The organism is Biostraticola tofi, from assembly GCF_004343195.1.
GTDB classification, from domain to species: Bacteria; Pseudomonadota; Gammaproteobacteria; order Enterobacterales; family Enterobacteriaceae; genus Biostraticola; species Biostraticola tofi.
Genome location: NZ_SMCR01000004.1, coordinates 1 through 15,144, shown reverse-complemented (window position 1 = coordinate 15,144; position 15,144 = coordinate 1). Strand labels below are relative to the sequence as shown.

The following is a 15,144-nucleotide window of genomic DNA, read 5'->3' as shown; positions in this document are numbered from 1 at the left end:
TAACACATCATGGACAAACGTTTTCTTCAGGCGCATCGGGAAGCCCGCTACGCCTTCGGTCTGGCGCTGGCCTATATGGTCGCCTGGGGACTGGCGGCCTACCTGCCTGATGGACAGCCGGGTATTACTGGCCTGCCCCATTGGTTTGAGATGGCCTGCCTGGCAGTGCCGCTGGCTTTTATCATCCTTTGCTGGCTGATGGTCCGCCTGTTGTTCCGCGACATCCCGCTGGAGGATGATAATGCAAACTGAAGTTGTTATTCCGCTGGTTGCCTATCTGCTGCTGGTGTTTTTGCTGTCCATCTACGCCTGGCGACGCCGGAAGACCGGTGCTTTCCTGAATGAATACTTTCTCGGCAACCGATCAATGGGCGGCTTTGTGCTGGCAATGACCCTGACGGCGACCTATATCAGCGCCAGTTCGTTTATCGGCGGACCGGGCGCCGCCTATAAATATGGCCTCGGCTGGGTATTACTCTCCATGATCCAACTGCCCGCAGTATGGCTTTCACTAGGCGTGCTGGGTAAGAAATTCGCCATCCTGGCCAGGCGCTATAATGCGGTTACGCTCAACGATATGCTGTTAGCCCGTTACCAAAGCCCTCTGCTGGTGTGGATTGCCAGCATCAGCCTGCTGGTGGCGTTTATCGGCGCCATGACAGTACAGTTTATCGGCGGGGCGCGCCTGCTTGAAACCGCAGCCGGCATTCCTTATGACACCGGGTTGCTGGTTTTTGGCGTCAGCATCGCACTTTACACCGCTTTCGGGGGATTTCGCGCCAGTGTACTCAATGACGCCTTTCAGGGCATGGTGATGCTATTGGGGACCTTTATTCTACTGTTCAGCGTAATTCACGCCGCCGGCGGCCTGTCGGCGGCAGTGAGCACTCTGCATGACATCCAGCCGGAACTGACCTCGCCCCAGGGGGTTGATGACGTGCTTACTCCGTCATTCATGACCTCATTCTGGATACTGGTCTGCTTTGGCGTCATCGGACTGCCCCATACTGCGGTCCGCTGCATTTCTTACCGTGACAGCAAGGCGGTACACCGGGGCATCATATTGGGAACTATCGTTATCGCCATACTGATGTTCGGCATGCATCTTGCCGGCGCACTAGGCCGGGCCATTCTTCCCGGCCTGACGGTGCCGGACCAGGTGATTCCCAAACTGATGATTAGCGTATTGCCCCCCCTGGTGGCCGGCATATTTCTCGCCGCGCCGCTGGCGGCGATTATGTCGACCATTAACGCGCAATTGCTGCAGTCATCCGCCACTATCATCAAGGATCTGTTCCTCAGCCTGCGCCCTCACCAGGTGACCAATGAGCGCCTGCTCACCAGGATGTCCAGCATGGTGACGCTGGTGCTGGGATTACTGTTGATCCTGGCCGCCTGGCGTCCGCCCGAGATGATTATCTGGCTCAACCTGCTGGCCTTCGGCGGCCTGGAAGCCGTATTCCTCTGGCCGTTGATTTTAGGGCTCTACTGGGAACGGGCCAACGCCTGTGGGGCACTCAGCTCAATGATTTCAGGTGGCATCAGTTATGCCATACTGGCAGGCCTTGATCTGCATCTTGCCGGCTTCCACCCGATAGTACCTGCCCTGCTGCTCAGCCTGCTGGCGTTTATGGTCGGCAATCGTTTTGGTCGCCCTGCCCAGCCTGCCTTGGCCGGCGCCGCCCACTAAAATTTACAGTGAGATTGATGTATGCCATGGATTCAAATCAAGATTAATACCACCGGTGCCGATGCGGAGAGCTTGAGCGACGCGCTGAGCGACAGCGGCGCGGTGTCGGTTACCTTTCAGGATACCCACGATAATCCGGTATTCGAACCACTGCCCGGCGAGACCCGCCTGTGGGGCGATACCGATGTGATAGGCCTCTACGACGCTGAAACCGATATGACTGAGGTGGTGGCCCAACTGTCTTTGCACCCTCTGCTGGGAAACGGTTTTGTTCATAAGATTGAACAAATTGAAGATAAAGACTGGGAACGTGAATGGATGGATAATTTTCATCCCATGCGCTTTGGCGACCGCTTATGGATTTGTCCGAGCTGGCGACCGGTACCGGATCCTGATGCCGTCAACGTGATGCTCGATCCCGGCCTGGCATTCGGCACCGGCACCCATCCGACCACTGCCCTTTGCCTGCAATGGCTGGATAGCCTTGACCTGCAAGGTAAAACGATTATCGATTTTGGCTGCGGCTCAGGCATTCTGGCCATCGCCGCCCTTAAGCTAGGCGCCGAACGCGCCATCGGTATTGATATTGATCCCCAGGCCATACAGGCCAGCCGCGATAACGCCGAACGTAATAACGTATCAGACCGACTGGAACTCTTCCTGCCTGCCGACCAACCATCCTCACTGCAGGCCGATGTGGTGGTGGCCAACATCCTCGCCGGCCCCTTGCGTGAACTGGCTCCGCTTATCGGCGTACTGCCCGTCAGCGGCGGCTATCTAGGGCTGTCCGGCATACTGGCAAGCCAGGCGGATAGCGTAGCGGCTGCTTATGCAGACACTTTTTTGCTTGACCCGGTGGCGGAGAAAGAAGAGTGGTGCCGGATTACCGGCAAGCGTCGATAAAGTGTACAACCATTGTCGGTTTATCAAGCATCATGAGATACGATAAACTGCTGTCGGGCGAAAAATATCTGACCGCACAAAAGGTGCTTTTTTGTTTAACTATCTGTAATTAAACACAAAATGCTCTTATCGATATTTGAAAGGCTTAATTCATTGATCGGTAGTGGTCCGTTGTTCAAAGTTTGGCCTTTCATCTGATGAAAAAAATGCGTAATATACGCGCCCTTACGGACCAGGTATAAGTCACATTTTTGTCTATGCGTATTGGACACCTCCAGCTCAACAATGGCCTGATTGCCGCTCCGATGGCCGGGGTTACCGACCGCCCGTTCAGAGCGTTATGTCACGCAATGGGTGCTGGAATGGCTGTTTCGGAGATGCTTTCCTCGAATCCTGAGGTATGGCGCACGGATAAGTCACGTCTGCGCATGGTACATAGTGATGAGCCCGGTATCCGGGCGGTACAGATTGCTGGCTGTGACCCTGCGGATATGGCTGCCGCCGCCGTTATTAACGTAGCGAACGGCGCGCAGTTGATTGATATCAACATGGGTTGCCCTGCCAAGAAGGTTAATCGGAAACTGGCTGGCTCCGCATTGCTGCAATACCCGGAATTGATTAAGCAAATCCTGGTGAATGTGGTCAATGCGGTAGAGGTTCCCGTCACCCTGAAAATCCGCACCGGCTGGGCGCCGGAACACCGAAACTGTGTAGAAATTGCCCAACTGGCCGAAGATTGTGGTATACAAGCCATCACAATACATGGACGTACCCGCGCCTGCCTGTTCAACGGTGACGCAGAGTACGGCAGTATTCGGGCAGTTAAGCAGTCTGTTTCCATTCCGGTCATCGCGAATGGAGATATAACAGACCCGCATAAAGCCAGAGCAGTACTCGACTACACCGGCGCTGATGCACTGATGATAGGACGTGCTGCTCAGGGAAGACCCTGGATCTTCCGGGAAATCCAGCATTATCTGGATACGGGGGAGCTGCTTCCACCGCTGCCGTTAGGCGAGGTGAAGCGTTTGTTGATAGAGCACTTACGGGAACTGCACGACTTCTATGGTCCAGGCAAAGGATTCCGCATTGCTCGTAAGCACGTCTCCTGGTATTTACAGGAGCATGCCCCCGACAACCAGTTTAGGCGCACATTCAACGCCATAGAGGATGCCAGTGAACAGCTGGAGGCGTTGGAGGCATACTTTGAAAATCTTGCGTAATAGAAAAAAGAGCTGACAGAACTATGTTCGAACAACGCGTAAATTCTGACGTACTGACCGTATCTACCGTAAACTCTCAGGACCAGGTAACCCAAAAACCCCTGCGTGACTCGGTTAAACAAGCACTGAAGAATTATTTTGCTCAATTAAATGGTCAAGACGTTAATGATTTGTATGAGCTGGTACTGGCTGAAGTAGAACAGCCACTGTTGGACATGGTCATGCAATACACCCGCGGCAATCAGACCCGCGCTGCCCTGATGATGGGCATTAACCGCGGCACCCTGCGTAAAAAACTGAAAAAGTACGGCATGAACTGATACTTTTCAGTCAACTAATTGAAAAAAGGCGCTTTCTGTAAAGATAAGCGCCTTTTTTGTTATCGCCATACTGCGAGTATGCGGTAATGATTTGCTAATGCCGCACGCAAACCGCTTTGTTATAGCCTCTTCTCGCTACAGGACGCTGCCTGCGGGACGGTTGACGGCATGCCGGGACAACGTATAGCGCCGATACTGAAAGGTCGCGACCACCACTAACAGTGGCAACAGCAGCTCTAGAAACTCCTCTTGTGACGTCTGCAGCGCCACCAGCCACTCAGGAGCATGCCAGCCAGTCCATTCCTTGATTATGCCCAGGGAGCGGTCTATGCCATTGGTGAGCGCGATAAGGCCGATAAAGGTAGCGATAGTCACCGCATAAGCGCGACACGCTTTTACTGCGCGAATCGTCGGCATGGCGTAGTGAATTAGCAGATACAGGCAGGCGACCACAATCGGCATCAGCACCAGCAAGCCGGTCAGTTTATCAATGCCGGGCAGGCCGCCTGTCCAGAAACGCAGCTTCAGCATACTCATATCCGCTATCGCCTTGTGCAGATCGGCCTCTCTGGCCGTCATAGCCAGTAAAGCCATAATTACGGCGGCCTTGGTGCGCAAGGTAATCATCACCGCTGGCTGCAACAACAGATATAAAATGGTGACCGCGTAGGCGATAAGAGTAAGGTTCTCGACCAGTTGACCTTCCTCTACCAGATGGACCAGAGGGTCGGTCGGCATAAAGCACCAGAGTATAAATGAACATACCGCGACGGCAAGCGCCAGCCATAATGCAAAGCGGGGAGAGTCTACAGGGGACATTAAGGATTTCCGAGTCATAAGCATAAGTGAATTATCCCCTGCGGGCGGCGAATGGTTTTGACTAAGGATGCGAAACAAGCAGCAGCAAGTCCTGATTCGGTAAAACAGTGAACAATTGGTCTCGTAGAGCGTCCCTCAAGGCAAATTTTTCATACCATAGCAAGAGCAGTCAATACACCTCGCCTGAAAAAATGTTCTTAACTTCTGTCCCTCGCCAGCCATGGCTCAGCGATATAATTTTAATTTCATGTCCCTCATCATCTTGGCTGTCCAGCATATTTTCCACGCGCAGCAAGGTATTGGGTTTGACAAGGATATGGTCGGGAAGGAAGGCGCTGCCGGCATTTTTTTTAGGGGTGCCGCTTTCTATGATCAGTATGACCATATCACTATCGACCGCGGTCTGCTTTCTGACCCAGCTATTTTTCCAATCCAGGCAATTCACCGGCAACGCTGAAGCGGACATAAAACCTTTATCCATGACAATATCGCCAACGCCTATCTTCGCACCATAGACACCCGCTGCGGTAGTCATCACCCGATAGGCACGGCCAGGAAAGTCCTGCATTTTTTCATAAATATCCAGCATCGCGCTGGCAGCATCAGTTGCATCCGCAGGCATCGATATTTGATTTATATCTCTTAAAAAATTATTGACCCTATCACTACCGGCTGCATTGAATTCATCAATATCCGGTGAATCAATCTGATTGGCCGCCAGCTCGCAGAGCAACTCGTAACACTCGTTTTTATAAGCGTGTGACTCCTTCAACTGTTCAACGCTTCGATTCAATAATTGTCTCAACTGATGGCTGTTATACTTCAAGCGTTCAGTTGAATAGTTGTCACCGGCGCAGTGTAGTTTGTTTGCTCCAACCGGGTTAGCTCGATGAGATGATGGGGTTTCTGGTTCCACCGTCTGTTTAGTGGGCGGATTTAACCTCTTTTCGCCCGATGGTCGGGCGGTCGCTGGCAAGCGCCTGGCAGAGTCAGCAGCTACGCTCGGTGATGGTGAAGATAAAGGTGATGATAAAGGTGATGGTAAAGGTGTAGTGAGGGTGCCGCTAATATTCCGTACTGCCGCCAGGTCGGCAGGACAATGATATGGCGCAGGGGCGGCAACTCTCGGCGGTGAGGAAATAGGAGTACCTTGACGGGTTTGATTGGAGTCTATGCAGCACGAATTTATTCCCAAGTGAAAGCTCCTAACTTTAGCGCACTGACTTCACGTCCTGTGCTGGCCAGAATGACATTTAGCATCAGCAGCCCGTGTCAGCCATGGATAATCCTTTGCAGGCCGTAACCCTTTAATTAGGTCATCGATTAAAATACCGCTACAACTTCAAACTCTTCATATATCAGCCACATATCTTGGCTAAAACCGCTATTGCGTTCAAAGAATTCTCGATGTGCCTGTTGCCAATAATTCAGGCTTTTATCCCCTTCTCCTTCTTTAGCGGCCATATCGGCCGTGACATCCCGATAACGAATCAGTCGCAGGCTGAGCGTTCTGATGGCGCAGCCTGGTTTACCGCGGCCATCCAGGACAATATGGTAGTCTCCGACCATAGGTGATAATTCAGCACGGTATGAGTCGTAGCTGCCGCAAGAAGCGGTTTTTTCCCCTGCCATGACCAGGGCCAATAATTGATCTGCCATCTCAGGACTATCGCCGAAGGCCCATTGAGAGGCATGCTGATATATATCGTTCAGATCCGTCATGCTGTAATTCCCCACACGTTGAGATAAATTCTTTTATTACACGCATAAAAAAACCCCGACATAATCGGGGTTTATAAATTTATTTTCAACTGGCTTACCGGGTTATCATAAAAGGGAAACCTGTTATGCGTTAACAGCAACCGGCACGCGCGGTGAGTCAGTTTTACAGAGCAACCACGTTACCAGCAGAAGGACCTTTCAGGCCTTTCTCAATGGTGAATTCAACACGCTGACCTTCGTCGAGGGTTTTGAAATCATTGCTTTGGATAGCAGAAAAATGTACGAATACGTCTTTGCTGCCGTCAGCAGGAGTGATAAAACCAAAGCCTTTGCCTGCATCAAACCATTTTACTAAACCAGTTACTTTATTAGACATTAGATAATTCCTTCAAAAAAATATATTGCCACATTGGGCGTGAGGTCTGTTTGCCAGGGATTACTTATGGGCACTATATGAAGGAAATTTGTCGAGGAAGTGATGGTTGACTATCGCTTTTATCTTGAACAACTTTACTAAAATGGCTTACATAAATAGGTCTGTACTACAAACCGTTGATGCTATTTACTCATGAATACCACCACAGCGCAAGCAGTATTCTTCTTTTATCACTTATATTATTTATTCACCCGAATACCGCGGGTGCTTCGGCGGGGGTCTAGCGACATTGATGGGCTGAAGACAGCGCCTATCGGCCATCGAGAAGGCGTTTTCAGCGGCAGCGGTAACCGCTATGGCAGTCCAGAAGGCATTCCAGCGGCGGCGGTAACCGCTATGGCAGTCCAGAAGGCATTCCAGCGGCGGCGGTAACCGCTATGGCAGTCGAGCATATAATTTCATATAGCGGGATTCAATGCACTAAAATGGTGCTTAGCCGGCATTATCGCACTCAATTAATGCGCTCGGATTCATCCTAGACACCTTTATCGGCCCTCGCATATAAAAGTCTGTTTGTATTTCAATCATCTGCCTTTTTGGCATTACGTTTGCTTACAGGTAACTGGCGTTATGCCGCAGGACCGGATAGGTGCGCATCAAAGGTGCATCATAACCACTAGCGATAAATTTCTGCCTCACAGGATGCTTTATGAAAAAAATGATGATTTCCACGTTGGTTGCCGCGGCCACCTTATTTGCCGTAGCGAATCAGGCACACGCAGGCGCAACGCTTGATGGAATTAAGAAAAAAGGCTTCGTTCAGTGTGGTATCAGTGATGGGTTACCTGGTTTTTCTTATGCCGATGCCAGCGGCAAGTTTACCGGCCTTGACGTGGATGTCTGCCGGGCCGTTGCCGCTGCCGTATTCGGTGACGCGACGAAAGTAAAATATACCCCCCTGACGGCAAAAGAGCGTTTTACCGCACTGCAGTCGGGCGAGGTTGATATTCTTTCACGTAACACCACCTGGACCTCCTCCCGCGATTCCTCTATGGGGATGGTATTTGCCGGCGTTAACTATTATGACGGCATTGGCTTCCTGACCCACAATAAAGCCGGCCTAAAAAGCGCCAAAGACCTCGACGGCGCAACCGTCTGCCTACAAGCTGGCACCGACACTGAATTGAACGTGGCCGATTACTTCCGCGCCAACAAAATGCAGTACACCCCGGTGACGTTCGATCGGGCCGACGAAAGTGCCAAAGCACTGGAATCGGGCCGCTGCGACACTCTCGCCACCGACCAGTCCGGGCTGTACGCTCTGCGAATCCAGTTAGGCGCGCCGCAAGACTTCGTGGTACTGCCGGAAGTGATTTCCAAAGAACCGCTGGGCCCGGTAGTCCGACGCGGCGACGATGACTGGTTCACTATCGTTAAATGGTCCCTGTACGCCATGCTTAACGCCGAAGAAATGGGCGTAACCTCCAAGAATGTCGATGAACTTGCCGCTAAGCCGCATACGCCTGATATGGCAAACCTGCTCGGTAAAGAGGGACATTACGGTGAAGAGCTGAAATTGCCGAATGACTGGGCAGTTAAAATCATCAAACAGGTCGGCAATTACAGCGAATCGTTTGAACGCAATGTTGGTCAGGGCAGCGAGCTTAAAATCAAACGCGGTTTAAATGCCCTTTGGAAAGACGGCGGCATTCAATACGCACCGCCGGTTCGTTAATAGCAGCCACAGTACAGGAGCACCGGCCATGGGCCGGTGCTTTTCCGTTGATTCTTGATGCTGAGGCTTATGATTATGCAACACCGCCAAACCGTGAAAGGTAATTTCTCCCTGACTAACCCTGCGGTTCGCGCCTGGATTTACCAGATACTGGCTGTTGTGGTGCTGTTGGTCTTTATCGGCCATCTGCTGCACAACACCGTCACCAACGTCAGCCATCGCGGGATAACCTCCGGCTTTGGCTTTCTGAATAATGCCGCTAATTTTGGTATCGTCCAGCACCTGATTGATTTTGAGCAGGGTGACACCTACGCACGTGTTTTTCTGGTCGGCCTGTTCAACACCCTGCTGGTTTCAGCACTTTGCATCGTTTTTGCGTCGATTCTAGGTTTCATCATTGGCCTGGCCAGACTGTCTGAGAACTGGCTATTACGTAAACTCTCGATGATATATATCGAGACGTTCCGTAATATTCCGCCGCTGCTGCAAATCTTTTTTTGGTATTTTGCCGTGCTGCGCAATCTTCCCGGCCCAAGAAATTCAATTAATGCGTCCGAGCTGATATTTTTAAGCAATCGGGGGCTATATATGCCTTACCCGGTGGCAGGTGAAGGCGCGCTGGCCGCACTCATCGCGTTCGGCGTTGCCATCGTTGCCGCGGTCGGCCTTTACCGGTTCAATAAAAAACACCAGATGAAAACCGGAGAGCCGCGCCGCAGCTGGCCGTGGATTATCCTGCTGCTGGTGGCCCTGCCGCTGTTGGTCCAGTGGGTAGCGGGACCGGCGGTTCATTGGGATGTTCCGGCATTACGCGGCTTTAACTTTCGTGGCGGCGTGGTACTGATTCCCGAATTGGCGGCTCTGGCCCTGGCCTTGTCAGTGTATACCTCGGCTTTTATTGCCGAGGTGATTCGTTCAGGCATCCAATCGGTTCCCCATGGACAGCATGAAGCCGCGCGTTCCCTTGGCCTGCCTAACCCCGTCACTTTGAAGCAGGTCATTCTGCCTCAGGCGATGCGGGTCATTATTCCGCCCCTCACCAGCCAATATCTCAATATCGTCAAAAACTCATCACTGGCCGCGGCGATTGGCTATCCGGACATGGTGTCGCTGTTCGCCGGATCGGTGCTGAATCAGACGGGACAGGCCATCGAGACCATCGCAATCACCATGGGTGTCTACCTGGTTATCAGCCTGTGTATTTCGTTCCTGATGAATATTTATAACCAGCGTAAAGCGCTGGTTGAGCGCTAAGAGATTAACCATGACAATGACATTCAACCCGCAGGAACCCGCAGCGACTTCGTCGAAAAACCGGCTGGCCCTTGCCCTGCTGTGGATACGCCGCAATCTGTTTTCCAGTATTTCCAATAGCCTGCTGACCCTTTTTTGTTTGTGGCTGCTATGGACTATCCTCCCCCCGCTGGTGAACTGGGCTTTCCTGAAAGCAAGCTGGCTGGGCGCCACCAGAGCCGATTGTACGCGAGAAGGGGCATGCTGGGTGTTTATCCATGCCCGTTTTGGCCAATTTATGTATGGGCTGTTCCCGATGGAAGAGCGCTGGCGCATCAATCTGACGCTGGTGGTCGGCTTGCTTTCCATCATTCCGATGTTCTGGAATGCCATGCCGCGTCGCGGCCGCTATATCGCCTGTTGGGTAGTGGTGTTCCCGGTGTTTACCTGGCTGATGCTGTATGGCGGTTTCTTCGGCCTGGCGCGGGTTGAAACCCGTCAATGGGGCGGTCTGACGCTGACGCTAATCATTGCCGCCGTCGGGATTGCCGGCGCCTTGCCGTTAGGCATTTTACTTGCGCTGGCGCGCCGTTCTTCAATGCCGGTGGTCAAATGGCTGGCGATTGTTTTTATCGAGTTCTGGCGCGGCGTACCGCTGATTACCGTGCTATTCATGTCTTCCGTCATGCTGCCGTTGTTCATGGCGGAAGGAAATAATATCGATAAGCTGGTTCGCGCCTTGGTCGGGGTGGTGATGTTTCAGTCAGCCTATGTGGCTGAAGTGGTCCGCGGCGGGCTGCAGGCATTACCGAAAGGCCAGACCGAGGCGGCTGAGTCGCTGGCGTTGGGCTATTGGAAAACTCAGGGACTGGTTATCCTTCCCCAAGCGCTGAAAATGGTGATACCAGGCCTGGTCAATACCATTATCGCCCTGTTCAAAGACACCAGTCTGGTGGTCATTATCGGTTTGTTTGATTTGTTCAGTAGCGTTCAGCAGGCAACAGTCGATCCGGTCTGGTTGGGCATGTCGACCGAAGGATATGTTTTCGCCGCGCTGGTTTACTGGATTTTCTGTTTTAGTATGTCCCGCTACAGCCAGCATCTGGAAAAGCGTTTTAATACCGGACATTCAACGCATTGAGGTTAATGATGAGCCAGAATAACAACACCGTTAAAACGGAAAAACTGATGATTTCGCTGGAAAACGTCAATAAGTGGTATGGACAGTTCCATGTGCTGAAAAATATCAATCTTGAAGTGAAGGCTGGCGAGCGTATCGTGCTTTGCGGTCCATCAGGCTCCGGAAAATCAACTACTATTCGCTGCATCAACCATTTGGAGGAGCATCAGCAAGGAAAAATTGTGGTCGACGGTACGCTGTTGAATGATGATCTGCGCAATATCGAACGCGTACGCACCGAAGTAGGCATGGTTTTTCAGCATTTTAACCTGTTTCCCCATCTTACCGTTTTGCAAAACTGCACTTTGGCGCCGACCTGGGTGCGCAAAATGCCCAAAAAAGAGGCTGAAGAGCTGGCAATGCATTACCTGAAACGTGTGCGTATCGTTGAGCATGCCCATAAATTTCCTGGGCAGTTATCCGGTGGTCAGCAGCAGCGGGTTGCCATTGCCCGTTCGCTGTGCATGAAACCCAAGATAATGCTGTTTGACGAACCCACCTCGGCGCTCGACCCTGAAATGGTAAAGGAAGTTCTGGATACCATGATAAGCCTGGCAGACGATGGCATGACCATGCTGTGCGTTACCCATGAAATGGGCTTCGCCCGTACCGTGGCTGACCGAGTGATCTTTATGGATCGCGGAGAGATCGTCGAGCAGGCGGCGCCGGATCTCTTTTTCTCCCAGCCGAAATCAGAACGCACCCGCGCTTTTCTCTCTCAGGTCATTCATTGATATCGCAACGGGGGCGATAATATGGCCCCCGCACAGCGCCTGATAAGACTGCCGGTGCTGCAGCAAGACCACCCCATTCAACGCTTAAACAACGGCAGCGCCCGAAAGGGTTCCACATGCCCGACCACACGGCAAATAAAAGGCTGCTGGCCACGCAATCGCCGTTCCAGACTGTCTACCGCATCATGCGCTTCTATGATCGACATGAACGGCGGTACCCGGCAATGATAATTGATAATATAGCCCTGCTTGGTTTCCCTGACTCTGACATTGTGAATATCCTGCAGCACATTATCCTCGCCCACCGAACGCTTTAACTGCTGTGAAATCACGTTCAGCTTATCCGGCGAGACATCCTGACTGGCCAGCCAGTGATGCATGCGGGGCTCGATATGGGTCTCAATTTCGATATTGCCGCCAAGCTCTTCTCTGATGGCATTCTCTACCAGATTAGCCACGTCATGTGCCTGAATGACTGAAAGCACCGCCGGCACTTCCAGATCGAGGCTGACGGAAGTACAGCTGGCGAGCCTCTGCAGCGTCAAATGATGCACCGCGACATCGTGCCTCGAGGCAATCAGGTTGATGCTGGTGGCTATATCTTCATCGTTCTTCTGACGAGGCCAGGCAATGACGGTCACTTGTGCATGATTGTCATACTGGCGCAAGGCGGCATTGATATTGAGCTTCAGCGTGCTGATCTGTTCCAGGGACATCGATCGGCAGACGGCAATGGTGACTTCAATAAAAAATGTCGCCCCCGCATAGCGCAGCCGGGTGTTTTCAACCGCCAGTACATCCGGAATATTCCTGACAAGCTCTGCTATTTCAGCTCGTTTGCCTTCAGGAGCGGCATCCGTCAGCGTGTCGTAAGAGTTCTTGCCCAGTTTCAATGCAGCAATGAAAATACCTACTGCAACCATCAAAGCGGCAATGGCATCTGCCTGCGTGAAGCCCAGCATCACAAACACCATGCCAAGCAGCACCACACCTGATGCCAGCATATCTGAAATAAAATGCAGCGCATCTGCCTCCAGCGCCGGGCTATTAGTGGCTTTAGCCACCCTTCTTAAAGCCCTGGCGCGAAAGAAATCCACGCCTATTGAAATCATGAGCACCAGTATGACCATCGGCGCGGCGATAATTTCATGGGGTTCTCCCCACAGACGTTTGATGGCCTCGAATCCAATCCATGCCGCCGCTGCGACCAGCAGTAATACTTCAAACAAGGCCGCCATATTCTCGATTTTGCCGTGGCCGAAATGATGATCTTCATCCGAAGGCTTATCGCTTACGCGTACCGCCATCCAGGTAATCGCCGTAGCCAGGAAATCGGTAAGGGAGTGGATCCCTTCAGAAATCAATCCAATGCTGCCGGTGAAGAAACCGACAATAAACTTGCCCGCAGCCAGAAGGCCGCTTGCCACCATTGAATTCCTGGCAACCTGTTGTTTTTCATTTTGCATAACGATATACCACGAAGAGCGAAACAAAGAAGGGTAAAATGAAAATAGAGCTAACCCTGCCCAGCATTAAACGAGACTGTCATCGCTATTTTCCATTTATGACTACATGCTAATAGCACCAACGGTAATTAATTGAATATCACATCAAGCAAAATACAATCAATTACCATTAGCACTAGTTTTTTGTATATCTATTTGATGAATTAAAATCGTCTTGCCAGAGATATTACCATCTCTTATCCTCAACAATGGCTAACTCGCAGCAGGAAAACATCACCCGCGTTTATCACATCCGTTAAATATAGCCCCGGCATTAATCATCCCATTTCGTACTCATATAGGCGGCAAAAAACCCGAGAGAGCAAAGCAGGCCGAGAAAAACCACAAAATAAGTCATATCGTGCATGTCAAATATCCTTAATTTATTTTATCAATATGTTCGCCTTATATTGGCAATGGTGCGTATATCAATCTTGTTCATTATGAGTTACCGCCTCCTTTGACGATATTGTTTAACCATGTTTATGCTGAATGCCATTTGCATGCAGCTGAAAATAAATAATTATCGCTTCTATTCGCCATAATATATACATGAGCAGCCTCTTGTATCATTATCTGGATTAGCGAAGTATCTACGCGCTGATTAGCCGGTATAACAGTCAAGTTCTACTGGATATGTCCGCTGTTCATGCGAATACACCTATGTAGCCGTTACGATGGATTACGAAGATAAATGGCTGGTTCTATCCCGGATCTGCGTTGTTCATGCAGCTATCACATCGGGATATAACCAAAGAGGGAGCGAGGAAAGCCTATCTCCACGTCAGGTTTTTAGCACTGTACATCTGGTCTGACTGGATAATCAGAAGTCACTTTGGGCTGAACCTCAGTCCGATAAAGCCAGTCCTAACCTCGGGCATCTCTCGATGTCGTCAGAGAGGCGACCTGTATTTGCACAGGAGCCTCGCCAAACGAGATACTGCTGAATTTCAGGATAGTATAACGATTCTGTTGCTAATTGTTCTTTTAAAGCGGAGCTGTTTACAGATTATTTAGGAAATAGGCTACTGGTAAGGCGTACCGTTTCCATTAGCTGGCAAACAGTTAATAGCAGCCAAAGAAAAAGCCCTCTGCTTTCGCAGAGGGCTTCGTCAATTGGATGCCTGGCAGTTCCCTACTCTCGCATGGGGAGACCCCACACTACCATCGGCGCTACGGCGTTTCACTGCTGAGTTCGGCATGGGGTCAGGTGGGACCACCGCGCTAGTGCCGCCAGGCAAATTCTTTATCTGCCGAACTCTTACCGTTTAACTGGTGCTGATACCCAGAGTCGAACTGGGGACCTCACCCTTACCAAGGGTGCGCTCTACCAACTGAGCCATATCAGCGCTCTAATTTGTTACCAGCGTGATACATCACGCTTTCTAAATGGATGCCTGGCAGTTCCCTACTCTCGCATGGGGAGACCCCACACTACCATCGGCGCTACGGCGTTTCACTGCTGAGTTCGGCATGGGGTCAGGTGGGACCACCGCGCTAGTGCCGCCAGGCAAATTCTGTTACCACCAGAACACAGTTATCCTGCGCTCTCATGGCATGCTATCCGGAACTTCGCTGAATAATTATCCACATCACCCCGCAGGGCTTTGTCTCTCTCAGACACCTTAGGTGTTGTAAGGTTAAGTCTCACGGGTCATTAGTATCGGTTAGCTCAACGCCTCGCAGCGCTTACACACCCGACCT

15 protein-coding genes, 1 tRNA gene, 2 rRNA genes and 1 riboswitch are annotated in these 15,144 nt (G+C 51.4%); of the genes, 9 read left to right on the top strand and 9 right to left on the bottom strand.

Annotation, left to right across the window (positions count from 1 at the left end):
* Positions 1-9: 9 nt before the first annotated feature.
* The 5 genes from EDC52_RS09910 (at position 10) to fis (ending at position 4,136) form a co-directional block, all read left to right on the top strand.
* Entirely contained in the window at positions 10-252 is a 243-nt protein-coding gene (locus EDC52_RS09910) for a YhdT family protein (protein WP_131865177.1), read from the top strand.
* Positions 242-1,690, top strand: coding sequence for a sodium/pantothenate symporter (gene panF, locus EDC52_RS09905; RefSeq protein WP_131865176.1), 1,449 nt, complete (start codon positions 242-244; stop codon positions 1,688-1,690). The genes EDC52_RS09910 and panF overlap by 11 nt, the downstream gene beginning before the upstream one ends.
* A 21-nt stretch (positions 1,691-1,711) precedes the next feature.
* Complete coding sequence (prmA, locus tag EDC52_RS09900) at positions 1,712-2,593, top strand: 50S ribosomal protein L11 methyltransferase (protein ID WP_131865175.1); 882 nt, start codon at positions 1,712-1,714, stop codon at positions 2,591-2,593.
* 257 nt (positions 2,594-2,850) lie between these two features.
* The gene (gene dusB, locus EDC52_RS09895; RefSeq protein WP_131865491.1) at positions 2,851-3,816 is read left to right on the top strand and encodes a tRNA dihydrouridine synthase DusB; all 966 of its coding nucleotides are present in this window, start codon (positions 2,851-2,853) and stop codon (positions 3,814-3,816) included.
* A gap of 23 nt (positions 3,817-3,839) precedes the next feature.
* Complete coding sequence (gene fis, locus EDC52_RS09890) at positions 3,840-4,136, top strand: DNA-binding transcriptional regulator Fis (RefSeq protein ID WP_000462905.1); 297 nt, start codon at positions 3,840-3,842, stop codon at positions 4,134-4,136.
* A 135-nt stretch (positions 4,137-4,271) separates the two neighbouring features.
* Here fis and EDC52_RS09885 read toward each other — a convergent pair whose 3' ends face one another.
* From EDC52_RS09885 to cspE, 4 genes are all read right to left on the bottom strand, one after another.
* Entirely contained in the window at positions 4,272-4,955 is a 684-nt protein-coding gene (locus tag EDC52_RS09885; RefSeq protein ID WP_131865174.1) for a hypothetical protein, read from the bottom strand.
* Between the two features lie 169 nt (positions 4,956-5,124).
* Positions 5,125-5,871: a hypothetical protein gene (locus EDC52_RS09880; RefSeq protein ID WP_165911689.1), complete on the bottom strand. Its 747-nt coding sequence runs from the start codon at positions 5,869-5,871 to the stop codon at positions 5,125-5,127.
* A gap of 407 nt (positions 5,872-6,278) precedes the next feature.
* Positions 6,279-6,677 carry an ASCH domain-containing protein gene (locus EDC52_RS09875; protein WP_131865172.1) on the bottom strand — a complete coding sequence of 133 codons (399 nt, stop codon included), beginning with the start codon at positions 6,675-6,677 and terminating at the stop codon, positions 6,279-6,281.
* Between the two features lie 163 nt (positions 6,678-6,840).
* Positions 6,841-7,053 (bottom strand): transcription antiterminator/RNA stability regulator CspE, encoded by a 213-nt coding sequence (gene cspE / locus EDC52_RS09870; RefSeq protein ID WP_131865171.1) that lies wholly within the window; start codon positions 7,051-7,053, stop codon positions 6,841-6,843.
* A gap of 709 nt (positions 7,054-7,762) precedes the next feature.
* Here cspE and EDC52_RS09865 point away from each other — a divergent pair.
* From EDC52_RS09865 to EDC52_RS09850, 4 genes are all read left to right on the top strand, one after another.
* Entirely contained in the window at positions 7,763-8,788 is a 1,026-nt protein-coding gene (locus tag EDC52_RS09865; RefSeq protein ID WP_131865170.1) for an amino acid ABC transporter substrate-binding protein, read from the top strand.
* Positions 8,789-8,863: 75 nt separating this feature from the next.
* Positions 8,864-10,042 (top strand): amino acid ABC transporter permease, encoded by a 1,179-nt coding sequence (locus EDC52_RS09860; RefSeq protein ID WP_131865169.1) that lies wholly within the window; start codon positions 8,864-8,866, stop codon positions 10,040-10,042.
* 16 nt (positions 10,043-10,058) lie between these two features.
* Complete coding sequence (locus EDC52_RS09855) at positions 10,059-11,162, top strand: amino acid ABC transporter permease (protein ID WP_165911704.1); 1,104 nt, start codon at positions 10,059-10,061, stop codon at positions 11,160-11,162.
* Positions 11,163-11,170: 8 nt separating this feature from the next.
* On the top strand, positions 11,171-11,935 hold the full coding sequence (locus EDC52_RS09850; RefSeq protein WP_131865490.1) for an amino acid ABC transporter ATP-binding protein: 765 nt from the start codon (positions 11,171-11,173) through the stop codon (positions 11,933-11,935).
* 77 nt (positions 11,936-12,012) lie between these two features.
* Here the strand turns inward: EDC52_RS09850 and EDC52_RS09845 are convergent, their stop codons facing one another.
* From EDC52_RS09845 to rrf (EDC52_RS09830), 5 genes are all read right to left on the bottom strand, one after another.
* Entirely contained in the window at positions 12,013-13,401 is a 1,389-nt protein-coding gene (locus EDC52_RS09845; RefSeq protein WP_131865167.1) for a cation diffusion facilitator family transporter, read from the bottom strand.
* Positions 13,402-13,714: 313 nt separating this feature from the next.
* On the bottom strand, positions 13,715-13,798 hold the full coding sequence (gene mgtS / locus EDC52_RS20415; RefSeq protein WP_407924210.1) for a protein MgtS: 84 nt from the start codon (positions 13,796-13,798) through the stop codon (positions 13,715-13,717).
* A gap of 412 nt (positions 13,799-14,210) precedes the next feature.
* Positions 14,211-14,384: riboswitch (M-box (ykoK) riboswitch) on the bottom strand.
* A gap of 178 nt (positions 14,385-14,562) precedes the next feature.
* Positions 14,563-14,678 (bottom strand): 5S ribosomal RNA (gene rrf, locus EDC52_RS09840).
* Between the two features lie 35 nt (positions 14,679-14,713).
* Positions 14,714-14,789 (bottom strand) — tRNA-Thr (locus tag EDC52_RS09835).
* 46 nt (positions 14,790-14,835) lie between these two features.
* Positions 14,836-14,951, bottom strand: a 5S ribosomal RNA gene (rrf, locus tag EDC52_RS09830).
* Between the last annotated feature and the right edge of the window lie 193 nt (positions 14,952-15,144).